The following is a 20,812-nucleotide window of genomic DNA, read 5'->3' as shown; positions in this document are numbered from 1 at the left end:
GCAGAAGGCTCCTAGCTGATATCTGCTGCTTTGATCCGGTCGACTACCCGGGATGCCAGGTCATCAGGACGGAACTTGGCAAGGAAGTCATCGGCACCGACTTTCTTGACCATCGCCTGATTGAAAACCCCCGACAACGAAGTATGCAGGATGATATGAAGCTTTTGCATGCGTGGGTCGTTGCGGATCTCGGCCGTCAGCGTGTACCCGTCCATCTCCGGCATCTCGATGTCGGAAATCATCATCAGGAACTCTTCTTCCGGCTTTTTCCCTTCGTCGACCAGCTTGCGCAGGTAATCCAGCGCTTGCCTGCCGTCGTTCAACGCCACCACTTCAACGCCGACGGTTTGCAGGCAACGAGTGACCTGCTTGCGCGCCACCGACGAGTCATCGACCGTCAAGACCTTCAAGGACAAGGCCTTGTGCTGGGTCTCGACATCGATCACACCGGCTGAAATCGCGTCCGGTGTCGGCGCTACTTCCGCCAACACTTTTTCGACGTCGATGATTTCGACCAGCTGGTTGTCGACCCGCGTCACAGCCGTCAGGTAATGATCGCGTCCGGTACCCTTGGGTGGCGGATGAATCTCCTCCCAGTTCATGTTGACGATGCGTTCCACCGAGCGCACCAGGAAACCCTGGGTCTTGGTGTTGTACTCCGTGATGATCACGAACGGATTGCTTTGATCTTTCAACGCGCCGGAGCCGGTCGCCATCGCCAGATCAAGAATCGGAATGGTTGCCCCCCGGATACTTGCCACACCGCACACGACAGGACTGGATTTGGGCATCAGCGTGAGTTTGGGGCATTGCAGCACCTCCCGAACCTTGAACACGTTGATCCCATAAAGCTGCTGGCCGTCGAGACGGAACAACAACAGCTCGAGGCGATTCTGCCCTACCAGTTGCGTGCGCTGGTTTACCGCATCCATTACACCAGCCATGCACCGACTCCTACACAACGCTTGAGTGTGTTGCGACGCGCTGTCATCACTAAACGGCACGGCGCTTGCTTTTGAACGCTTATGAACACAGAACCGACATTTTTTCGACGCCTGACATCAAACGCTCGCCAATGGCTTTGCGCGATATCGGCCGTGTGCCTGTTCAACGCTGACAGTCCTGCCCTTGCTGATGCAGTTACCTTGCCTGACATGCTTATCGGCGTCACTCAGGGCTTTCTTGAGTTCACTGTCGAAGACTATTTGGCGAGCAGTCAAACCGAAGGTCGCTATGAGATTCAGGTCAACCAGCTCGACCCCCGACTGCGTATGCCCCTGTGCGACAAGGAATTGACAGCCACTTTAGAGAGCCCGGCGACCCCGATTGGTCGGGTCACGGTCAAGGTCCGGTGCGACAGCAGCGCCCCCTGGACGGTTTTCGTACCCGCTCAAGTCCGCCTGTTTCGCGACGTTGTCACCACCACCCGACCACTCAAGCGAGCCGGCTATATCGAACCGGGTGACGTCATGCTGCGCGAACGAGACATCAGCCTGATCAGCCAGGGTTATTTCACCTCCACGGATCAGGCGATCGGGCAGAAACTGACCCGACCAACGGTCACCGATCAGGTCCTGACGCAGGTTCATCTGGAACAGGCCGAAGTCATCACCAAGGGCGACCAGGTGGTGATTACCGCCCGCAGCGGTACGCTCAGCGTGCGCATGCCGGGCGAAGCCCTGTCGAATGGCGGTTTGCGTGAACAGATTCGGGTGAAAAACCTCAACTCCCAACGGGTCATCAAGGCGCAAGTCATCGCGCCAGGCCAGGTGGAAGTGACCATGTAGAGATCTCTGTGGGTGAAAATATGGCGCTGACCGTAGCTGTTCCCTAAACTGTGCCGCACGCCGGAAATGCGCTGGCGCATGCACGCTCATTGATAAATGGGCCTAAAGTTTTTGCAGGGAGAGCCGAAAACATGGCAAGCGTCCAAATTCCCAGAGGTTTTTAATCATGGTCATCGACTTCAACCGTTTGAACAGTTCCTCGTCACTGCCCGGCAGTACGCGTACCAGCGCCAGCAAGGACACTGCCGAAGCCGGCAAATCCGCGCCGCTGAATACCCTGGCAGAACAGGCCAGTACCGCCAAAAGCGGGGAATCGGTACACCTCAGCAATGAGGCTCAGCAGTTGCAGAAGGTCACTGACAAGCTGCGCGATCAGCCTGCCGTCGACAACGCCCGGGTGGCCGAGTTGAAAGCAGCGATTGCCGATGGCAGCTATAAAGTCGACAGCAACCGTGTAGCCAGCAAACTGCTCAACTTCGAAGCCCAGCGCTAGGCCACGGCCTGCGCCAGGCTTTTGGACGCTTAAACCCCAAGGCCAGCCATGCACGACACTAATTTACTGCAACTGATCATCGACGACTTCGCTCCAGCTCAACACTTGCTGGAATTGCTGCAGACCGAGTCCCTCGCACTGCATGGTCGCGACATGCCGCTGCTCGAAGACATTCTGGCGAGCAAACAGGCAATGATCATTCTGCTCGAACAGCATGGCCGCAAACGCAGCGAAATCCTCGCCAGCCTCAACCTGCCCACCAATCGCCAGGGCCTGGAGCAACTCGCCAGCCAATCAAGCGTCGGTGAGCAACTGCTGGAACAGAGCGACGCGCTGACAGCCCTGCTGACTCAGTGCCAGACGATCAATGTCAACAATGGTCAGTCGATCCTGATTCAGCAGGCCGCCACGGCCAATCAGCTGAAAATTCTTACCGGCGGCGAACCACCCGCGCTTTACGATGCCCGCGGATCGACCTCCCACTTAGCGAAGCCACGCCCGCTCAGTCAGGCTTGAACCTGTCGATGAGTTCGCTCTATCAAGACGTGCCACATGCTGGCAATATGCCGGCTATGCGCAGTCATATTTTGTCCGGAGAATGATGAACCGTGTCCTATGCCTTAAACGCGGAAGATGCTCCGCAGCCACCCAAGGTGCTTTCCACACCAATGGAGATCGCTGGCAACCTTCGGCAGCTACAAGAGAGTCATGACCCGCTGATCATTACGTTTCATGAGCGCAACCAGCGTTTCCAGAGCTATCTGGTAGACGTCGATCGTGACGCCAACATGATCGCCCTGGACGAAATGGTGCCGCGCGATGGCGAGCGCTATCTGCTGGCGGGCGAGTCGTTTCGGGTCGAAGGCTTCCATGATGGTGTGCGCATCGCCTGGGAAAGCAACGGCCCACTGAGCATCGACGAATTCAGCAACACGCGCTGCTATCGCGGCAAACTCCCTGACGAAGTGGTTTACCACCAGCGCCGCAACGCCTTCCGGGCGGCATTGAAGCTGGCGCAGTTGGTCGAGGTCGAACTGGGTGGTGAAAAGCTCAAATCGCCGGTCAGCGGCAAGCTGCTGGATATTTCCGCCACCGGCTGCAAGCTGCGTTTTGACGGCGACATTACCGGCCGGCTGCAATTGGGTCAGGTCTACGACCGCTTCACCGCCGCCCTGCCCTTCGGCAGCATGACCACACCCGTGGAGTTGCGTTATCTGCACTTCGAAGAAAAGGTCTCCACTACCTTCGCCGGTATCCGTTTTCATAACATGAGCGGGCTGGTGCAGCGTCAGGTCGAGCGGTTCGTGTACCAGCTTCAACGTGAAGCACGGCGCTTCGACAAAGACGACCTCTGATACGACGCGTCAAAAAAACGGGCAGTCCCTTGCGGTGACTGCCCGTTTTTTTATGCATGCAAAATCAGGGTCTGGCTTCAGTAAAACTTTGTTCGCGTCCCGAGTCAGGGTCTTGTGGTGGCGTCGAATCTGCTTCTGGCTCCACTTCGGGTCCCGGTTCCGATTCTGGATGGGGCGGGCTGTGCATCTGCTCCTGCACGACCTGCTCATCGACCCGTGGATCAAGGCACGCCACCAGCGGTGAACTCGACATGCTGTCCGGCATGGCCACGTGATGCAGCGGCGCATCGTCGACCTGATGCAGGTTGGTGACCGCTTTCGGGCGGATCCGCCACACCAGCACCAGCGCGAAGAAACTGAAAAACGCATAAAGCATCTGGCTGCCAAACAACTTCATCAGCACCCCGGCGACCAGCGGCCCGATGCTGGCGCCGACGCCGTAGGTCACCAGCAGCATCGCCGTCAGCGAGACCCGACGATCTCCTTCGACGTGGTCATTGGAGAACGCTACCGCCAATGGATACAGGCAGAACTGCACCAGCGAACACAGGAACCCGGAAATGAACAACACCTCAATCGGCACGACCTTCAGGATCGCCAGCGGTAACGCAGCCACGGCCAGACTGAAGGCAAAACAGCGGATCAACAGTGCCCGGTCATAACGGTCGGACAGCCAACCCAGCGGCCACTGCACCAGCAGGCCGGCAAAAATACAGCTACCCATGAACAGACCGACCTGCTCGTTGGACAACCCCTGTTGGGAGGCATACAACGGCGCCAGACCGTAGAACGAACCCACGATCAGCCCCGCCCCCAGCACCGTACTCAACGACTGCGGCACGCGCTTGATGAAGAAGCGCGGCTCCATTGGGGCCGGGTGCAACGCCGCCGGGTGAATCCGTCGAGTCAGCGCCACCGGCACCAGGCACAAGGCGAAGCACAGGGCGACCAGCATCAGCAGTTCCAGGCCCAGGCCGGGGTGCATGACCAGAATCAACTGACCCAGTACCAACCCCAGATAGGAAGCGATCATGTAACCGCTGAACACCTTGCCGCGCTTGTGGGCGTCGGCTTGTTCGTTGAGCCAGCTCTCGATGACCATGTACTGGCACATCATGCCCAGGCCGACGATCACCCGCAGGAACAGCCAGGCCGGCAGCCAGTCGGTCAACCCATGGCCGAGCACGGCCGCACCAACAATCCCGGCACACGCGGCATACGCACGGATATGCCCGACCCGGGCAATCAGTCGGTGACCGATCTTGCCGCCCAGCACCAGGCCGAAATAGTTGGCCGCCATCAACGCACCGACCCACAGGCTGTCGACGTTATCGGCGGCCAGGCGCAAGGCCAGGTACGTGCTTAACAGGCCCGAGCCGATCAACATCATCAGCGAGGCGAAATACAGAGCTCGAAAGGATTTCCAGATTTGGCGCATCGGCGTTCCGAGCGGCTCCTTGCAGTGAAGATCGGACTATCGAAACAATAGACCGAAGACGGCGAAGCGTCAGGCCCGGGTTGCTAAAACACGCCGTTCCCAGGGAGTAAGTTCGTCAAAGAAGCGGGTCAGCTCAAATGGACTTCGAAGCGACGTAGCCTTCGATGAACTCATTGCCAAACAGTTCCTTCGCCAATTGGCTACGTTTCAGACGCTCAAGTACAGCCTGCAAGGTACAGGGCTACGAAAAGATACTCGGCAGCTCAGATTCGTCCTGCCAGAAGGCATTCGACGACGCATACGGGTGGTACGCCCCGAACAAAATAGACTTTGCCCGCTCAGAATATCAAGCAGCGCCACACAATAAAGAATTGTCAGGGCAGGTAAAGGCTGAACACTCCACCGCCCAACGGACCGCCGTTGCTGAGCCGGGTACTCCCGCCGACACCATTACGCTGGTGCAGCGCGGCAATCCGACCGGCAAAATACAGGCCCAGGCCGGTGCTGCTACTGCTGTAATTGATGCCCTGCACATAGTCGGCCTGAAACTCGATCATCTCGCAGGGATAGCCGTCGCCATCGTCATTGACGGTCAGCACCAACTGGCCGCCCTCGTCACTGACGCTGATCAGCAATGACTGGCGCGCGTAACGAATGGCGTTGTTGATGATGTTGGCCAACACCGAGGCAACCAACTCACGGTCGAAGAAACCCAACGGGCTCAAAGGGTCGACTTCATAGGTCGCGATAATGCCGCGACTGGCGAAGACTTCCTGATGGCTGGCCAGTTGCGCTTCCAGAAAGTCATCCAGATCATGGTAGGCCGGCTGCAACGGCAGCTGATTGACGCCCAGTTTGTACAGGCCCAACAACTGCACCAGCATGCCATTGAGGTGCGCGAACTCATACTCGATGACGCCCTGCTCCGGGCTGTGCTGCGCCGGATCGGGCAAGCGGGACAGCCACTGGCTGTGAGCCTGAATCAGCATGGCCAACGAGTTCTTCATGTCGTGTACGGTGGAAGCGATCACCGTCGAAAAATCCAATGCCGGGTTGTCTGGGCTCATCCGCCGAACGCCTTGATTTTCAGTTTCTGATAGCGCGGATAACGCGCGTCGGTGTCGGGCATCAATCCGACCATTTTCAGGCAGACCCGACATTCTTCGATTTCGGCCGACGGCACACTGGTATCAGTACCGTGCAACAGCGACTGCGCCATGTTCAGGGCGATACTGATATTTTTGGGCTGCATCGCCAGCGCTTTGCGGAACACCGCTCGGGCCTCCGCCAGGTTGCCGGTCTTGTACACCCGCACGCCCTGACGGTTAAGGTCGGCGGCCGCGTTGCTGGAACTGAGGATCGTCGGGTCATCGGTCAGCTTGGCGATCCCCTTCATCACCACCGGATCGTCACCGTAGATTTCCGCGCAGTTTTTCAACATCGACGCTCCGGCGCTCGCCTGACCAAGCATCTGCAACTGCTTGGCCACCAGCAGCGCCGCTTCGGCACTCATGAATTGCTCCATGCCATCGAGGCGCATCATCGCTTGCTCGGTGAGCTTCTCGGCCGTTTCGGCGTCGTTTAGCAACAGACTGGTGGCTTTCATCAGGCGCGCACGAATCTGCAGGCCCGGGTCGCTCGGGTTCTCCTTGGCCACCAGGCTGAGGGTCGTGTTGATTTCCAGGCGAGTGCGGGTATCCAGCCCTTTCTCGCTGCCTTTGCTGATCAGGGCGTGTGCCAGTCCCAGATTGCTTTCGGCATCCTTGAAGCGCGACTGAGCACCTTGGGACACTGCCTGGCGGTAGGCCCGGGAGGCGGTGTCGAAATCTTCGTTGGCCATTGCCAGTTTGCCTAGCAGCGCTTGCCGGCGCACGGCCAGCGGCGACAGGCGAATGGCCTCTTCCAATACTTTCTGCGCGCCCCTGTTGTCGCCTTCGACCACCAGCACGTCGGCCATGCCGTCATACAGCGCCGGCATCATCGGAAACACTTTCAGGGCTTTTTCGTAGATGCCCTTGGCCTGGCTGACGTGACCGCGCTTGAACAGCAACTGGCCCAGCCCGGCAAACGCCCACGGCAACGGCCGATCAGCAATGATGCTGTCATAGAGGCGTTCCAGCGCTTCGTTCTGATTCAAGTCGCGCAACGCATCTGCGCGATAACGCAGACACAGCGGCGAATAACGGATGTCCTTTTTGCACAGTTCGATACAGGCATTGAGCACTTCCAGCGGTTTGCCACGGTCGAGTGCTTGCAGGATCGGCTTGAGCAAGTTCTTGCGCTGCTCCAGACGCTCCAGGCGCTGAGCCAGGCCAGAGCGGTTGAACGGCTTGGTCAGGTAGGCATCCGGTTCGTGCTCCAGCGCGCTGAGCACCATGGCCTGGCTGGTTTCGGCGGTGACCATGACGAACACACTTTCATGGCTGATCAGCTTCTCGATCATCAAGTCTTCGAGGACCTGCTGACCGTTCTTCTTGCCGTCGCCAAGGTGAAAATCCTGCAGGATGAAATCGTAGGATTTCTGCGAACACATGCGCAGCGCCTGTTCGCCTGTGTCTGCGGTATCCACGTCCTTGACGCCCAGCTCACGCAGCATGGACCTGACGGAACTGCGGAAATCCGAGAAATCATCGACGATCAGAAAACTCTTTTGGTGATACGACAGCATCGAAGATTTCCAGGCAATTTTAAGAAGAAGAAAAGCATGACCGTTCGGGTTATCGGCCAACAGTACCGTTACCTTTAGGTTGAGAGGGACTCATCGACGGGCGATCTGGCGGGCTCGACGCCTGCCAAAGAACTTTTAACCAACGCGTACGTTGTTTAGCGCAGCAGATGCACGGCCAGGCCGACGACTGCACAGGCCATCAGCACCTGAATCACGCCCCGCTTGAAGCGGAACAACGCAATGGCCGCTGCGATCGCGATCAGTGCAGAGGGCCAATCCAGGCTGCCGCCAAAACCGTTCGGCCAAAGCACGTGATAGCCGAAGAAACACGCCAGATTGAGAATCACACCAACGACGGCTGCCGTAATGGCAGTGAGAGGGGCGGTGAACTTGAGTTCATTGTGGGTCGATTCCACCAACGGACCGCCCGCCAGGATGAACAGGAACGAGGGCAAGAAGGTGAACCATGTCACCAGGGAGGCAGCCACAGCCCCCGCCAGAAACACCTGATCGGCACCGAATACTTGCGAGACATAGGCCCCGACAAACCCGACGAAAGCCACCACCATGATCAACGGCCCGGGCGTGGTTTCGCCCAGCGCCAGACCATCGATCATTTGTGTCGGGGTCAGCCAGCCATAATGACCGACGGCGCCCTGATAAACATAGGGAAGCACGGCATACGCACCGCCAAACGTCAGCAACGCCGCCTTGGTAAAGAACCAGCCCATTTGGGTCAAGGTGCCTTCCCAACCAAAGAGTGCGGTCAAAACTCCCATCGGCAATGCCCATAGCACAGCGCCAATTAGTGCGAGCGATACCACTTTCACCCAGCTGAATCTTGCATGATCCGGAGTCGGGGTGTCGTCGTCGATCAAGGCCGGGCCGAAGGACTTTTTGGCGGCGCCATGACCACCCACCCTGAATTTCTCGGGCGTCAGGCGGCCACCGACATACCCGATCAGTGCTGCGCCCAGAACGATCAACGGGAATGGAAGATTGAACGCGAAGATTGCTATGAATGAAGCGGCCGCTATCGCCCATAGCCAATTGTTTTTCAATGCCCGAGAACCGATTCGATGGGCCGCCTGCACAACGATGGCGGTCACGGCAGGCTTGATGCCATAGAAAAGCCCAGCCACCACAGGCACTTCGCCAAAGGCGATGTACAGCCACGACAAAGCGATCAGGATGAACAACGAGGGCAACACAAACAGCACGCCAGCAATTACCCCGCCCCAAGTCCGATGCATCAGCCAGCCGATATAGGTGGCCAATTGCTGGGCCTCTGGCCCTGGAAGCAACATGCAGTAGTTGAGGGCATGCAGAAAGCGTCGTTCGGAGATCCAGCGCCGACGCTCCACCAGCTCCTGGTGCATGATCGAGATCTGTCCGGCTGGCCCGCCAAAGCTGATGAAACCTAACTTCAGCCAGAACCAGAATGCTTCACGAAAACTGATCGCTTGCGGCCTCGACAGCTCTTCTTCATCCATGGGTATAAAGCCTCTGGAAACGAGTCAGCAGGTAGTGTGCGATGCGGGTACTGACAGAAAGGCATTCTGATGCTTTTAGGGTTAGCGACGCATGACTGCTTGTACGCTGATCCAATCAGGTTTCAAACGCCGCGTTGCGCTAGACGCCATGAAATAGATGGTGTCCCAGGGCAGGTTCGAACTGCCAACCTTCCCCTTAGGAGGGGGATGCTCTATCCAATTGAGCTACTGAGACACAAGTCGCCCGCACGAGATGTGGTGCGATAGACGGCGTGCATGTTAACGGGCGGGCTTGAGTTTGTCATGTCGTCCGTAGGCTTTTTGACTGTAGGCAGACGACCCCAAGACCGTGGCCTTGTATACCGTGCAAATTGCATCCTCTCAAAATGCCAGCATTGCAATTTGCAAGACGCCCTCCTCTTATAGATAAGTTAATTCGTTGTTTTTAAAGGAATTAATAGCCGTTAAACTCTTGGCATGCGGACTGCTTCTATTGTTCTCAAGAACAACTGAGGCCAGCCTCATGAACTGCGCACTTTTTCTCTCAAATACGATCGCCCTTGCAGTCCTGGCAGGATTTCATTTTACGCCCGAGAACAACCCGGTGCAGGTTGCTCATCGCACACCGCATTACCTTCAACTGCAAAAAGCCCCGCAATTGGCGATCATGAATGATCAGCGTGGCTTGATTCGCCAGGATGTGAGCCAGGAAGTCAGTCCGGTGTCGCAGCCTTCAGAACGCTTGGTATTTTAAGTAACCCCTTATCAGGAGCACAGCATGTCCAAATCAGCCGCAGGATTTTTGATCCTTGCCTTACTGAGCGGCATTCTTCATATGGCATTGGTTCAGGAGGCCGCCGTTACTCTGCCCCTGATTGCCTGCGGCGTTTTCGGCGGGTTGTTTGTGTTGGCGCTGATTGTCGGGCGAAAAATCAAGTTTGATCCGGTCCTGCGTTAAATTTCAGCAGACTGATCAGATGCGCAACGGTAAGCGCGAGCTCCCCTGAGTTATCGAGTCGATGAATCTGCGTATCGCCGGGTAAATCGTCCGCCGTGAAGTGACCGTTGCGGCTCAGTCGCGCTTCAATCTGCGCAAGACTCTCACGGCCACGCCGCACCAGGCGTTGACGCAATACTTCATCCTTGACGGTCAACAGTACCGGCAGAAGTGCCGGGTAGCGCCGCATCGCCTCGGCAAGATGACCGCGAGAACCGTTGATCAAGACCTGCCGGCCGTCCTTTAGCCACTGATCAATCTGAATCGGAATACCATAATCCAGCCCATGGGCGTGCCATGACAACGCGAATTGACCCTCGTCTTTGCGGCGCGCAAATTCTTCGCGGGATACACCGATGGCGTCCTCGCCCACACTCTCTGCGGAGCGCGTGATCACTCGCCGTACAACTTCAACGCCCATCGACTGCAAAGGTTTTCGAGCCGCTTCGATGAGGCTGTCTTTGCCGGCCCCGGAAGGCCCCATCAAATAAATCAGCCTGCCATCCATCTTGAATCATCCCCCCACTGCGCGTCCGCCCCTAGTAAATCGGCAAATTGCCACTATCCTGTATAAGACAAGGATCAAAGATCGAATCCGCATAGCATGCACCTTCAGGCGACTTGAGACATCTCCTGTCGGGCAGATGTCGCGGTCAGCGATACGGCGATGTATTAATTTTCCAACCAGTCCGCATTTCTGAAAGCAGGTGCTGGCAGAAAGCCTTTACCCGGTTCAATATTTGTCACAGAATTGACGCCAATGATATGGCTACGTTGAGGCATGATGCGCGCCTCTCTCAATTCAGGTTGAACATTTGGCCAGGGAGCTTGTCCTATCAGACATCCTGCGGCCAATCCCGAGAACCGCTCCCCTGAACTAACCCGGTTAAATATATGCGCCCATTGAAACAGGCAATTTATTCCAGCCGTACGGCTGACAAGTTCGTCGTACGTCTGCCAGACGGAATGCGTGAACGCATTGCCGAGGTGGCTCGCAATCATCATCGCAGCATGAACTCCGAAATCATTGCGCGCCTTGAGCAGAGTCTTATCCAAGAAGGCGCTCTGGGCGAAGAGTTGAGCATGCGCCTGGACAGCCCGGAGCTGTCATTGCATGAACGCGAATTGCTGCAACGCTTCCGTCAACTTTCCCACCGCCAGCAAAACGCACTGGTTTCGCTGATCGCCCATGATGCCGAATTGACCGCAGACGCTTCTTGATTCAACCCGAAAGCTCAAGCCAGCATAATCGCTGGCTTTTTTTTGCCTGAAATTTGGCAAAAAGAAACCCGCCGATGGCGGGTTTCTATATGCGGACAAGTCAGAGCAGGAAAATCGTCGCCAGCCCGAGGAAGATGAAAAAGCCACCGCTGTCGGTCATGGCGGTGATCATCACACTCGCGCCCATCGCCGGGTCGCGTCCCAGCCGCGCAAGGGTCATCGGAATCAGCACCCCCATCAATGCCGCCAGCAACAGATTGAGCGTCATGGCGGCAGTCATGACCACGCCAAGAGACCAACTGCCATATAGCATGTAGGCCACTACCCCAATCACACCGCCCCAGACCAGGCCATTGATCAAACCGACCGCCAGCTCTTTACGCATCAGCCGCGAGGTATTACCGGTACTCACCTGATCCAGCGCCATGGCCCGAACGATCATGGTGATGGTCTGGTTGCCGGAGTTGCCGCCGATACCGGCCACGATCGGCATCAACGCCGCCAGTGCCACCAGTTTTTCAATGGAGCCTTCAAACAGACCGATCACCCGGGATGCGATAAACGCGGTAATCAGGTTGACCGCCAGCCAGGCCCAACGGTTACGCAGTGATTTCCAGACCGACGCAAAAATATCTTCTTCTTCGCGCAGACCCGCCATGTTGAGAACTTCGTTTTCGCTCTCTTCACGAATCAGGTCGACCATTTCATCGATGGTCAGACGACCGATCAGCTTGCCGTTCTTGTCGACCACGGGCGCCGAGATCAAGTCGTAACGTTCGAATGCCTGAGCAGCGTCGTAGGCGTCCTCGTCCGGGTGAAAACTCACCGGATCGCTGGCCATGACGTCCGAAACCTGTTTTTCCGGATCGTTGACCAGCAAACGCTTGATCGGCAGCACACCCTTGAGTACGCCGTCATAATCGACCACAAACAATTTGTCGGTGTGGCCCGGCAGCTCTTTTAGGCGACGCAGGTAACGCAGAACCACTTCGAGACTGACATCCTCACGGATGGTCACCATCTCGAAGTCCATCAGCGCACCGACCTGCTCCTCGTCATAGGACAACGCGGAGCGAACGCGCTCACGCTGCTGCCCATCGAGGGTTTCCATCAGCTCGTGGACGACGTCTCGCGGCAGCTCGGAAGCCAGGTCAGCCAGTTCGTCGGCATCCATGTCCTTGGCCGCCGCCAGGAGCTCATGATCGTCCATGTCGGCGATCAGGGTTTCACGGACCGAGTCGGATACTTCGAGCAGGATGTCGCCGTCGCGATCCGCCTTGACCAGCTGCCAAAGCGTCAGACGATCGTTCAGCGGCAGCGCTTCAAGGATGTAGGCGACGTCGGCGGAGTGCAGATCATCGAGCTTGCGTTGCAGCTCAACGAGATTTTGCCGGTGAACCAGGTTCTCGACCCGATCGTGATGCGGACCTTCCTGGCGATGAGTCAGGTCTTCGATGACCCGCTGACGCTGCAACAGCTCAACAACTTGAGCGAGGCGGTCCTGCAGGCTTTCTTGCGTTTTCTTTACTTCAACTTCGGACATAGGCGAACTCCACTCCCAGCAGCGGGGCACGCCGGAAGGATCAATCAGTCAATTCATGATTGGTAAAACGGGATACTGAGTAACTACTGGGTAAGTCCATGGAGGTATTCCACAAGCCCCGGCGGGGCTGACGGGGGCAATGATACACCGCCCAACGGTTTTAAACGTTAAAAAATCGTGGCTGAAACAAGCGCTTGCAAGACAAACCTGAGCGCCACCTTATCTATCCAATTGCGACGACTCATTCTGAAAAGAAAACACACCGCCCTCGAAAAATGTAGCAGCTACCCTTGATATCGACCGTCATGGAGGACGCCAAATGCCGCCGATCGCGTACTATTTTTTGCTGACCGCCCTGCTCTGCCTGCCGCCCCAGCTGCACGCAGGCACTGTTCACCGATGTGAAGCCCCCAACGGGCAGATCACCTTCACCACCTTGAGCTGCACGGCCGAAGAGCGCCTGTCTTTGCAGGATGTGCACACCTTCACACCCGGCAGTACGATGGCACTCATGCCAAGCGCCGAAACAGGCGAAACATCCAGCATGAAAAACAAAAGGAGAGCGCCGACCATCGTGGGTCAGGCCGAGGACAAATGCGGAAACCTGATCAACGCCAAGGAACGACGCACAGCGATTATCAATCAACGTGTCGTCGCCGGCATGAGCCAGCAGGACGTCGAGAGCGCTCTCGGCAAGCCAGACAAGATCAGTATCAGGAATTCATCAACAAGCTACCGCTACGACACCAAGCGAGGTCGTAGCGCGCACGTCGAGTTTGATGAGAAAGGATGCACTAAAGGAAAAGCCAAACTCCAGACGGCAAAAAGCCCGCGTTAAACGCGGGCTTTTTGTTGTTTGGTGCACTCGACAGGATTCGAACCTGTGACCGCTCGGTTCGTAGCCGAGTACTCTATCCAGCTGAGCTACGAGTGCATTTTGTGTTTTTAAACCAGACCACAACTGGCTGAAGCAAAGTCGCTCGCATTACTGCAAACAACTCTTAAATGGTGCACTCGACAGGATTCGAACCTGTGACCGCTCGGTTCGTAGCCGAGTACTCTATCCAGCTGAGCTACGAGTGCATTTGTTGCCGCGCATTATAGGCCGTCTAATCTCTATGTCAAACACTTTTTCTAGTAATTTCAACAACTTACCGAAGAAGCCAGATTACAACGTACTACGCAAATAATGGCGGAGAACGGGGGATTCGAACCCCCGACACCCTTTTGAGGTGTACTCCCTTAGCAGGGGAGCGCCTTCGGCCACTCGGCCAGCTCTCCGCAACACGGGGCGTATCTTAACCAACCTTTTCCCCGTTTGCAAACATAAAAAACGATAAAAATTAATGGCTTGGTTCTTCGTCCTTCTCTTTCTTTATACGCAGGTAAATTTCCTCACGGTGCACTGCTACCTCTTTCGGGGCGTTCACACCGATACGCACTTGATTTCCTTTGACGCCGAGCACGGTAACGGTGATTTCGCCATCACCAATAATCAGGCTTTCTGCGCACCGCCGGGTCAGAATCAGCATACCTTTCTCCTAACGCATTTCATTTCAGGGACAACAGTCTGCAAAAAAAAGGCACTCGACCCACAACCAGAAAGATCGCAGCCCTATATGCCTGAGTATTGACCAGCGCGAGCAAAAGAACAGTCTTGGGTCGCGCTATTCAAAAAAACAAAAGGCGCGGTCAGACCGCGCCCTTCGGCAAACGCATCACTCGCCCTGTCGGGCTGGTGCGTCCAGTTCGAAAGCCGTGTGCAGAGCGCGCACGGCCAGTTCCAGGTACTTCTCTTCGATCACGACGGAGACTTTGATTTCCGACGTCGAGATCATCTGGATGTTGATGGTTTCCTTGGCCAGTGCTTCGAACATGCGGCTGGCAACGCCTGCGTGGGAGCGCATGCCAACGCCGACGATCGAGACCTTGGCGATCTTGGTGTCGCCGATGACTTCACGGGCACCCAGCTCGCCAGCGGTTTTTTCCAGCACGGTTTGCGCCGCCTGGTAGTCGTTGCGGTGCACGGTGAAGGTGAAGTCGGTGGTGTTATCGTGCGCAACGTTCTGCACGATCATGTCGACTTCGATGTTCGCGGCACTGATCGGGCCGAGAATCTTGAAGGCAACGCCCGGGATGTCTGGCACGCCACGGATGGTCAGCTTGGCTTCATCGCGGTTGAAAGCGATACCGGAAATGATCGGCTGTTCCATGGTTTCCTCTTCATCAATAGTAATGAGGGTGCCCGGACCCTCCTTGAAGCTGTGCAGTACGCGCAGCGGAACGTTGTACTTGCCGGCGAACTCGACCGCACGGATCTGCAACACCTTGGAACCGAGGCTGGCCATTTCCAGCATCTCTTCGAAGGTAATCTTGTCCAGGCGCTGGGCCACGGATACCACACGCGGGTCGGTGGTGTAGACACCATCTACGTCGGTGTAGATCTGACACTCATCAGCCTTCAAGGCTGCTGCCAGTGCCACGCCGGTGGTGTCGGAACCGCCACGACCGAGGGTGGTAATGTTGCCGTGCTCGTCGACGCCCTGGAAACCGGCGACAACCACCACACGACCGGCCTTCAGATCACCACGAATCTTCTGGTCGTCAATCTGCAAGATACGCGCTTTATTGTGCGCGCTGTCGGTCAGGATCCGCACCTGATTACCGGTGTAGGACACCGCTGGCACGCCGCGCTTGATCAGCGCCATGGCCAACAGTGCAATCGTCACCTGCTCACCGGTGGAGACGATCACATCCAGCTCGCGAGGAACTGGCTGGTCGCCGCCACTGATTTGCTTGGCCAGATCGATCAGACGGTTGGTTTCGCCGCTCATTGCAGACAGCACAACCACCAGGTCATCGCCGGCATCGCGGAATTTCTTAACCTTGTCGGCAACCTGCTCGATTCTCTCGACGGTGCCGACCGAGGTGCCTCCAAATTTCTGTACGATCAAAGCCATTTCAAAGCCGCCTCTGCCCATGAAGGGCGCCCAAATTATCACTCAAACAGCGTTCTGGCCCGCGACTAGACCGCGGGCCGGAAACACTGCCTTATAAACCCTGCTCTACAAATGGAACGGTCAGGGCCAATGCTGCATCCAGAGCGCCAGCGTCTGTACCGCCGCCCTGCGCCATGTCTGGACGACCACCACCCTTCCCGCCCACTGCCGCAGCGGCTTGCTTCATCAAATCACCGGCTTTGAGTTGGCCAGTCAGGTCTTTGGTCACACCTGCAACCAGCACGACCTTTTCCTCATGGACACTGCCGAGCAGGATCACTGCGCGGCCGAGTTTGTTTTTCAGTTGATCGACCAGCGCCAGCAGCGCCTTGCCATCCTGACCATCCAGACGCACGGCCAGTACCTTCACGCCTTTGACGTCCAGGGCAGAGGCCGACAGATCGTCGCCCGCCGCACTGGCAGCCTTGGCCTGCAACTGCTCGAGTTGCTTCTCCAGCAGACGGTTGCGCTCCAGCACAGCCGACAGCTTGTCGATCAGGTTGTCGCGGCTACCCTTGACCAGGTTGGCCGCTTCCTTGAGTTGTTCTTCAGCCGCATTCAAATAGGCCAGTGCCGCAGCACCCGTGACTGCCTCGATACGACGTACACCAGACGCCACACCGCCTTCGCTGATGATTTTCAGCAGGCCGATGTCGCCGGTACGGTTGACGTGGATACCACCACACAGCTCAACCGAGAAATCGCCGCCCATGCTCAGCACGCGCACGTTGTCGCCGTACTTCTCGCCGAACAGCGCCATGGCGCCTTTTTGCTTGGCGGTTTCGATGTCGGTTTCTTCGGTTTCAACGGCAGAGTTCTTGCGAATCTCTGCGTTGACGATGTCTTCCAGCGCTTTCAACTGCTCAGGCTTGATGGCTTCGAAGTGGCTGAAGTCAAAGCGCAGGCGCTGACTGTCGACCAACGAGCCTTTCTGCTGGACGTGATCGCCCAGCACCTGACGCAATGCAGCATGCAGCAGGTGAGTCGCCGAGTGGTTCAGCGACGTCGCGTGACGCACGTCGGCTTCAACGTGAGCTTCCACTGGAGCACCGATCGTCAAGCTGCCCGAAGCCAGCACGCCGTGGTGCAGGAACGCGCCACCGGTCTTGGTGGTGTCACGCACGTCGAAACGCGAAGCGCCGGCCTGCAAGTAACCGCAATCACCCACCTGACCGCCCGATTCCGCGTAGAAAGGCGTCTGGTTCAAGACGATCACGCCCTCTTCACCTTCACTCAATACATCGACCGCCTGGCCATCTTTATACAGACCGACAATTTTCGCCGAACCGCTGGTCGCTTTGTAGCCGGTAAATTCGGTGGCCACATCAACCTTCACCAGACTGTTGTAGTCCATGCCGAAAGAGCTGGCAGAACGGGCACGGACGCGCTGGGCTTCCATTTCACGCTCGAAACCTTCTTCGTCGATGGTCAGGCTACGCTCGCGAGCGATGTCGCCGGTCAGGTCCATCGGGAAGCCGTAGGTGTCGTAGAGTTTGAACACTACATCACCCGGTACCACGTCGCCTTTAAGGTCAGCCAGATCCTGCTCGAGGATTTTCAGGCCCTGCTCCAGAGTCTTGGCGAATTGCTCTTCCTCGGCTTTCAGAACGCGTTCGATGTGCGCCTGCTGGGATTTCAGCTCCGGGAAAGCTTCGCCCATCTCGGCGACCAAGGCCGCGACGATCTGATAGAAGAAGCTGCCCTTGGCCCCCAGCTTGTTGCCGTGACGGCAAGCGCGACGAATGATCCGGCGCAGTACATAGCCGCGACCTTCGTTGGACGGCAGCACGCCGTCGGCAATCAGGAAGCCGCATGAGCGGATGTGGTCCGCCACGACTTTCAGGGAAGCCTGAGCGTCGTTGGTGCAACCGATGGCCTTGGCCGAAGCGATCAGCAGGCTCTGGAACAGGTCGATTTCATAGTTCGAGTGAACGTGCTGCAGAACGGCACTGATCCGCTCCAGGCCCATGCCGGTGTCGACCGACGGTGCTGGCAGCGGGTGCAACACGCCATCGGCGGTGCGGTTGAACTGCATGAACACGTTGTTCCAGATTTCGATGTAACGGTCACCGTCTTCTTCCGGCGAACCCGGTGGGCCGCCCCAGATGTCGGCGCCGTGATCGTAGAAAATCTCGGTGCAAGGACCGCACGGGCCGGTATCGCCCATGGTCCAGAAGTTGTCGGACGCGTACGGCGCGCCTTTATTGTCGCCGATACGCACCATGCGCTCGGCCGGCACGCCGATTTCCTTGGTCCAGATGTCGTAGGCTTCGTCATCGCTGGCGTAGACGGTGACCCAGAGCTTTTCTTTTGGCAGGTTCAGCCACTGATCGGACGTCAGGAAGTTCCAGGCGTAGGTGATGGCGTCACGCTTGAAATAATCACCGAAGCTGAAGTTGCCCAGCATTTCGAAGAAAGTGTGGTGACGAGCGGTATAACCGACGTTTTCCAGGTCGTTGTGCTTGCCGCCGGCGCGCACGCATTTCTGGCTGCTGACCGCGCGGGTGTACGCGCGTTTTTCCTGGCCCAGGAAGCAGTCCTTGAACTGGTTCATCCCCGCGTTAGTGAACAGCAGGGTTGGGTCGTTGCCCGGAATCAAAGAGCTGGAGGCTACACGGGTGTGGCCTTGCTCTTCGAAGAAGCGAAGGAAGGCTTCACGGATTTCTGCGCTTTTCATTAGGATCTTCCACGGAGGCTGCGGCCAAAGGCCTGTTCGAAACGTCAACAGACGAAGCGACGGCAAAGGGCCGCATTATATCGGCCCTGCGCGCGGGGTACAGCGTGTTTATACGATAGAAACAGTCAATTGGAGCGCTAACGCTATCACTTGCGCAAAAAGTCGACGAATGCCGCGACGACCTGCTCGATTTGCTCACGACTGACATCCATGTGCGTGACCATACGCAGACGCCCCGCCGCACTCAACTTGATTCCGCGCTCGGCGGCGAACGTCTTGATTGCTTCAGCCCTGTCGCCCATCTGCACGTAAACCATGTTGGTCTGCACCGGTTCGACGTCGTAACCCGCCGCACGCAAACCTTCGGCGAGGCATTGCGCATTGTCATGGTCATCGGCCAGACGCTGGACATTGTTATCCAGGGCATACAAACCCGCCGCGGCCAGAAGCCCGGCCTGACGCATGCCGCCCCCGACCATTTTGCGCAGACGGCGCGCCTTGCCGATCAACTCGGCAGAGCCGCACAACACCGAACCGACTGGCGCACCCAGGCCTTTGGACAGGCATACCGACACGGAATCGAAGTGCTGGGTGATTTCCCTCGCATCAACACCCAGTTTGACGGCTGCGTTATATAGCCGCGCACCGTCCAGATGCAGCTGCAGCCCATGTTCATGGGTAAAGCTTCGGGCCCGCGCCAGATATTCAAGTGGCAGCACTTTGCCCTGCATGGTGTTTTCCAGCGCCAGCAAACGGGTGCGGGCGAAGTGGAAATCGTCCGGTTTAATCGCTGCGGCAACATGGGCCAGGTCCAGCGAGCCGTCGACTTGTACTTCCAATGGTTGCGGCTGGACCGAACCGAGCACCGCCGCCCCACCACCTTCGTACTTATAGGTGTGAGCCTGCTGGCCAACAATATATTCATCACCGCGTTCGCAATGCGCCATCAACCCCAGCAAGTTACTCATGGTACCCGTCGGCACGAACAGCGCAGCGGCGAAACCAAGGCGTTTTGCCAGTTCGGTCTCCAGACCGTTGACCGTCGGATCCTCACCATAAACGTCGTCACCGGTGGCCGCTTTGGCCATCGCGTCGAGCATCCCGGCGGAGGGTTGGGTGACGGTGTCGCTGCGAAGATCGATAACGCTCATGAATCTGGCCTCGGTAAGCAGGGGAAATCCCTTCCAGGCAGGAATTACTGCGGGCATGACACCGAATAATCAACCCTTGAGTGGGAAAAGGCCGCTCAAGCCAGCGAAAAAGTGGATAGCAATTATCAGATAGCCGTCATGTTCAGGCAGGAAATATGTGTTAAAAACGCTGCGCTGCCAGACATTCTGACGGCAAAACGTTCTCAGGGCGGGGTGCAACTCCCCACCGGCGGTAATTGCGCGCAACGCGCATAGCCCGCGAGCGCTTGGCGACAGGCACGGCAAATGGCTGTGCATGACGACAAGGTCAGCCGACCCGGTGTGATCCCGGGGCCGACGGTCATAGTCCGGATGAAGAGAGAACGGGATTCACGCCAAAGGGCAGTCCGCAGGCATTCGTACCAGCATGCGCACCCTGAAATCCCCATTCGATTCATATGCCCTGTTTTATACATAAACAGGAGTCAGAACATGCAACCCACCGCAATCGATAGCAAAAGCAAAAACCATCAGGGCGAGCGCGTTGCGTTCATCCAGGCCTGCTGGCACAAGGAAATCGTCGATCAAAGCCGCAAAGGCTTCGTGGCCGAAATGATTGCTCAGGGTTATCAGGAATCGGAAATCGATTTCTTCGAAGTCGGCGGCGCGTTTGAAATCCCGCTGCACGCCAAGTTGCTGGCCAAATCCGGGCGTTATGCTGGCATCGTCGCGGCAGGATTGGTGGTCGACGGCGGGATTTATCGCCACGAATTCGTTGCACAGTCGGTAATCAGCGGCCTGATGCAGGTCCAGCTTGAAACCGAAGTGCCAGTGTTCTCGGTGGTTTTGACCCCGCACCACTTCCATGCCGGTGAAGAACATCAGAAATTCTTCTTCGAGCATTTTGTGCATAAAGGTCAGGAAGCGGCGAAGACGTGCGCGGATACGCTGCACAAGATGCGGGCTTTGCGTCGTAGTGAGCCGCGTGCGGTAGCTGTTTAGTCTGATGAT

20 protein-coding genes, 4 tRNA genes, 1 pseudogene and 1 riboswitch are annotated in these 20,812 nt (G+C 57.2%); of the genes and pseudogenes, 9 read left to right on the top strand and 16 right to left on the bottom strand.

The window, feature by feature from the left end; translation table 11 throughout:
- Window positions 1-11 precede the first annotated feature (11 nt).
- A complete protein-coding gene (locus PMI22_RS22410; RefSeq protein WP_007943917.1) occupies window positions 12-944 on the bottom strand; it encodes a chemotaxis protein CheV in 933 nt (310 codons plus the stop codon).
- An 81-nt stretch (window positions 945-1,025) separates the two neighbouring features.
- Here PMI22_RS22410 and flgA point away from each other — a divergent pair, with 81 nt between their 5' ends.
- The 4 genes from flgA to PMI22_RS22430 all read left to right on the top strand — a co-directional run bounded on the left by flgA (window position 1,026) and on the right by PMI22_RS22430 (window position 3,635).
- Window positions 1,026-1,787 carry a flagellar basal body P-ring formation chaperone FlgA gene (gene flgA / locus PMI22_RS22415; protein ID WP_081502754.1) on the top strand — a complete coding sequence of 254 codons (762 nt, stop codon included), beginning with the start codon at window positions 1,026-1,028 and terminating at the stop codon, window positions 1,785-1,787.
- A 166-nt stretch (window positions 1,788-1,953) separates the two neighbouring features.
- Window positions 1,954-2,280, top strand: coding sequence for a flagellar biosynthesis anti-sigma factor FlgM (gene flgM, locus PMI22_RS22420; RefSeq protein ID WP_007943915.1), 327 nt, complete (start codon window positions 1,954-1,956; stop codon window positions 2,278-2,280).
- 48 nt (window positions 2,281-2,328) lie between these two features.
- Window positions 2,329-2,796: a flagella synthesis protein FlgN gene (locus PMI22_RS22425; protein WP_007943914.1), complete on the top strand. Its 468-nt coding sequence runs from the start codon at window positions 2,329-2,331 to the stop codon at window positions 2,794-2,796.
- A 92-nt stretch (window positions 2,797-2,888) separates the two neighbouring features.
- Window positions 2,889-3,635 (top strand): flagellar brake protein, encoded by a 747-nt coding sequence (locus PMI22_RS22430; RefSeq protein ID WP_007943913.1) that lies wholly within the window; start codon window positions 2,889-2,891, stop codon window positions 3,633-3,635.
- A gap of 64 nt (window positions 3,636-3,699) precedes the next feature.
- On the opposite strand, the gene PMI22_RS22435 is transcribed toward PMI22_RS22430, so the two are convergent.
- From PMI22_RS22435 to PMI22_RS22455, 6 genes and pseudogenes are all read right to left on the bottom strand, one after another.
- Window positions 3,700-5,073, bottom strand: a complete 1,374-nt coding sequence (locus PMI22_RS22435) for an MFS transporter (protein WP_007943912.1) — start codon at window positions 5,071-5,073, stop codon at window positions 3,700-3,702.
- Window positions 5,074-5,142: 69 nt separating this feature from the next.
- Window positions 5,143-5,314: pseudogene (locus PMI22_RS31280) on the bottom strand (glutamine synthetase family protein); the annotation flags it as partial.
- Between the two features lie 133 nt (window positions 5,315-5,447).
- The gene (locus PMI22_RS22440; RefSeq protein ID WP_007943911.1) at window positions 5,448-6,140 is read right to left on the bottom strand and encodes a sensor histidine kinase; all 693 of its coding nucleotides are present in this window, start codon (window positions 6,138-6,140) and stop codon (window positions 5,448-5,450) included.
- A complete protein-coding gene (locus PMI22_RS22445) occupies window positions 6,137-7,741 on the bottom strand; it encodes a tetratricopeptide repeat-containing response regulator (protein WP_007943910.1) in 1,605 nt (534 codons plus the stop codon). The genes PMI22_RS22440 and PMI22_RS22445 overlap by 4 nt, the downstream gene beginning before the upstream one ends.
- 155 nt (window positions 7,742-7,896) lie before the next feature.
- A complete protein-coding gene (gene chrA, locus PMI22_RS22450) occupies window positions 7,897-9,234 on the bottom strand; it encodes a chromate efflux transporter (protein WP_007943909.1) in 1,338 nt (445 codons plus the stop codon).
- Between the two features lie 158 nt (window positions 9,235-9,392).
- A tRNA-Arg gene (locus PMI22_RS22455) sits at window positions 9,393-9,469 on the bottom strand.
- 288 nt (window positions 9,470-9,757) lie between these two features.
- On the opposite strand from PMI22_RS22455, the gene PMI22_RS22460 reads away from it, so the two are divergent.
- Window positions 9,758-9,988, top strand: a complete 231-nt coding sequence (locus tag PMI22_RS22460) for a hypothetical protein (RefSeq protein ID WP_007943908.1) — start codon at window positions 9,758-9,760, stop codon at window positions 9,986-9,988.
- Window positions 9,989-10,012: 24 nt separating this feature from the next.
- Complete coding sequence (locus PMI22_RS22465; RefSeq protein WP_007943907.1) at window positions 10,013-10,192, top strand: PA3371 family protein; 180 nt, start codon at window positions 10,013-10,015, stop codon at window positions 10,190-10,192.
- On the opposite strand, the gene phnN is transcribed toward PMI22_RS22465, so the two are convergent.
- Window positions 10,167-10,739, bottom strand: a complete 573-nt coding sequence (phnN, locus tag PMI22_RS22470; protein ID WP_007943905.1) for a phosphonate metabolism protein/1,5-bisphosphokinase (PRPP-forming) PhnN — start codon at window positions 10,737-10,739, stop codon at window positions 10,167-10,169. The two genes, PMI22_RS22465 and phnN, sit on opposite strands and share 26 nt — an antisense overlap.
- A gap of 386 nt (window positions 10,740-11,125) precedes the next feature.
- Here phnN and PMI22_RS22475 point away from each other — a divergent pair, with 386 nt between their 5' ends.
- The gene (locus tag PMI22_RS22475; RefSeq protein ID WP_007943904.1) at window positions 11,126-11,452 is read left to right on the top strand and encodes an Arc family DNA-binding protein; all 327 of its coding nucleotides are present in this window, start codon (window positions 11,126-11,128) and stop codon (window positions 11,450-11,452) included.
- 100 nt (window positions 11,453-11,552) lie between these two features.
- Here PMI22_RS22475 and mgtE read toward each other — a convergent pair whose 3' ends face one another.
- Entirely contained in the window at window positions 11,553-12,995 is a 1,443-nt protein-coding gene (gene mgtE / locus PMI22_RS22480) for a magnesium transporter (RefSeq protein WP_007943903.1), read from the bottom strand.
- A 319-nt stretch (window positions 12,996-13,314) separates the two neighbouring features.
- On the opposite strand from mgtE, the gene PMI22_RS22485 reads away from it, so the two are divergent.
- Window positions 13,315-13,833 carry a hypothetical protein gene (locus PMI22_RS22485; protein ID WP_007943902.1) on the top strand — a complete coding sequence of 173 codons (519 nt, stop codon included), beginning with the start codon at window positions 13,315-13,317 and terminating at the stop codon, window positions 13,831-13,833.
- A gap of 19 nt (window positions 13,834-13,852) precedes the next feature.
- Here the strand turns inward: PMI22_RS22485 and PMI22_RS22490 are convergent.
- The 7 genes from PMI22_RS22490 to ltaE form a co-directional block, all read right to left on the bottom strand.
- Window positions 13,853-13,929 (bottom strand) — tRNA-Arg (locus PMI22_RS22490).
- Window positions 13,930-14,001: 72 nt separating this feature from the next.
- Window positions 14,002-14,078 (bottom strand) — tRNA-Arg (locus PMI22_RS22495).
- A 107-nt stretch (window positions 14,079-14,185) separates the two neighbouring features.
- Window positions 14,186-14,276, bottom strand: a tRNA-Ser gene (locus tag PMI22_RS22500).
- A 62-nt stretch (window positions 14,277-14,338) separates the two neighbouring features.
- On the bottom strand, window positions 14,339-14,527 hold the full coding sequence (csrA, locus tag PMI22_RS22505) for a carbon storage regulator CsrA (protein WP_002554426.1): 189 nt from the start codon (window positions 14,525-14,527) through the stop codon (window positions 14,339-14,341).
- Window positions 14,528-14,713: 186 nt separating this feature from the next.
- On the bottom strand, window positions 14,714-15,955 hold the full coding sequence (locus PMI22_RS22510) for an aspartate kinase (RefSeq protein WP_007943901.1): 1,242 nt from the start codon (window positions 15,953-15,955) through the stop codon (window positions 14,714-14,716).
- A gap of 91 nt (window positions 15,956-16,046) precedes the next feature.
- Window positions 16,047-18,671: an alanine--tRNA ligase gene (alaS, locus tag PMI22_RS22515; protein ID WP_007943900.1), complete on the bottom strand. Its 2,625-nt coding sequence runs from the start codon at window positions 18,669-18,671 to the stop codon at window positions 16,047-16,049.
- A 146-nt stretch (window positions 18,672-18,817) separates the two neighbouring features.
- Complete coding sequence (gene ltaE / locus PMI22_RS22520) at window positions 18,818-19,822, bottom strand: low-specificity L-threonine aldolase (RefSeq protein ID WP_007943899.1); 1,005 nt, start codon at window positions 19,820-19,822, stop codon at window positions 18,818-18,820.
- 195 nt (window positions 19,823-20,017) lie between these two features.
- A riboswitch (FMN riboswitch) is annotated at window positions 20,018-20,190 on the top strand.
- Window positions 20,191-20,293: 103 nt separating this feature from the next.
- Between ltaE and PMI22_RS22525 the strand changes: the two genes are divergently transcribed.
- The gene (locus tag PMI22_RS22525) at window positions 20,294-20,803 is read left to right on the top strand and encodes a 6,7-dimethyl-8-ribityllumazine synthase (RefSeq protein ID WP_007943897.1); all 510 of its coding nucleotides are present in this window, start codon (window positions 20,294-20,296) and stop codon (window positions 20,801-20,803) included.
- Window positions 20,804-20,812: the final 9 nt, after the last annotated feature.

This window comes from Pseudomonas sp. GM21 (assembly GCF_000282215.1).
Taxonomy (GTDB): Bacteria; Pseudomonadota; Gammaproteobacteria; order Pseudomonadales; family Pseudomonadaceae; genus Aquipseudomonas.
This window is presented reverse-complemented; position numbering and strand designations above follow the sequence as displayed.

Excerpts from the sequence above, each read along its gene's own strand:
- PMI22_RS22525 (WP_007943897.1), top strand. The coding sequence starts at position 20,294 with ATGCAACCCACCGCAATCGATAGCAAAAGCAAAAACCATCAGGGCGAG.
- alaS (WP_007943900.1), bottom strand. The coding sequence starts at position 18,671 with ATGAAAAGCGCAGAAATCCGTGAAGCCTTCCTTCGCTTCTTCGAAGAG.
- PMI22_RS22440 (WP_007943911.1), bottom strand. The coding sequence starts at position 6,140 with ATGAGCCCAGACAACCCGGCATTGGATTTTTCGACGGTGATCGCTTCC.
- mgtE (WP_007943903.1), bottom strand. The coding sequence starts at position 12,995 with ATGTCCGAAGTTGAAGTAAAGAAAACGCAAGAAAGCCTGCAGGACCGC.
- PMI22_RS22465 (WP_007943907.1), top strand. The coding sequence starts at position 10,013 with ATGTCCAAATCAGCCGCAGGATTTTTGATCCTTGCCTTACTGAGCGGC.
- PMI22_RS22510 (WP_007943901.1), bottom strand. The coding sequence starts at position 15,955 with ATGGCTTTGATCGTACAGAAATTTGGAGGCACCTCGGTCGGCACCGTC.
- PMI22_RS22425 (WP_007943914.1), top strand. The coding sequence starts at position 2,329 with ATGCACGACACTAATTTACTGCAACTGATCATCGACGACTTCGCTCCA.
- flgA (WP_081502754.1), top strand. The coding sequence starts at position 1,026 with ATGAACACAGAACCGACATTTTTTCGACGCCTGACATCAAACGCTCGC.
- flgM (WP_007943915.1), top strand. The coding sequence starts at position 1,954 with ATGGTCATCGACTTCAACCGTTTGAACAGTTCCTCGTCACTGCCCGGC.
- PMI22_RS22460 (WP_007943908.1), top strand. The coding sequence starts at position 9,758 with ATGAACTGCGCACTTTTTCTCTCAAATACGATCGCCCTTGCAGTCCTG.
- chrA (WP_007943909.1), bottom strand. The coding sequence starts at position 9,234 with ATGGATGAAGAAGAGCTGTCGAGGCCGCAAGCGATCAGTTTTCGTGAA.
- csrA (WP_002554426.1), bottom strand. The coding sequence starts at position 14,527 with ATGCTGATTCTGACCCGGCGGTGCGCAGAAAGCCTGATTATTGGTGAT.
- PMI22_RS22485 (WP_007943902.1), top strand. The coding sequence starts at position 13,315 with ATGCCGCCGATCGCGTACTATTTTTTGCTGACCGCCCTGCTCTGCCTG.
- PMI22_RS22410 (WP_007943917.1), bottom strand. The coding sequence starts at position 944 with ATGGCTGGTGTAATGGATGCGGTAAACCAGCGCACGCAACTGGTAGGG.
- phnN (WP_007943905.1), bottom strand. The coding sequence starts at position 10,739 with ATGGATGGCAGGCTGATTTATTTGATGGGGCCTTCCGGGGCCGGCAAA.
- PMI22_RS22435 (WP_007943912.1), bottom strand. The coding sequence starts at position 5,073 with ATGCGCCAAATCTGGAAATCCTTTCGAGCTCTGTATTTCGCCTCGCTG.
- PMI22_RS22445 (WP_007943910.1), bottom strand. The coding sequence starts at position 7,741 with ATGCTGTCGTATCACCAAAAGAGTTTTCTGATCGTCGATGATTTCTCG.
- PMI22_RS22475 (WP_007943904.1), top strand. The coding sequence starts at position 11,126 with ATGCGCCCATTGAAACAGGCAATTTATTCCAGCCGTACGGCTGACAAG.
- ltaE (WP_007943899.1), bottom strand. The coding sequence starts at position 19,822 with ATGAGCGTTATCGATCTTCGCAGCGACACCGTCACCCAACCCTCCGCC.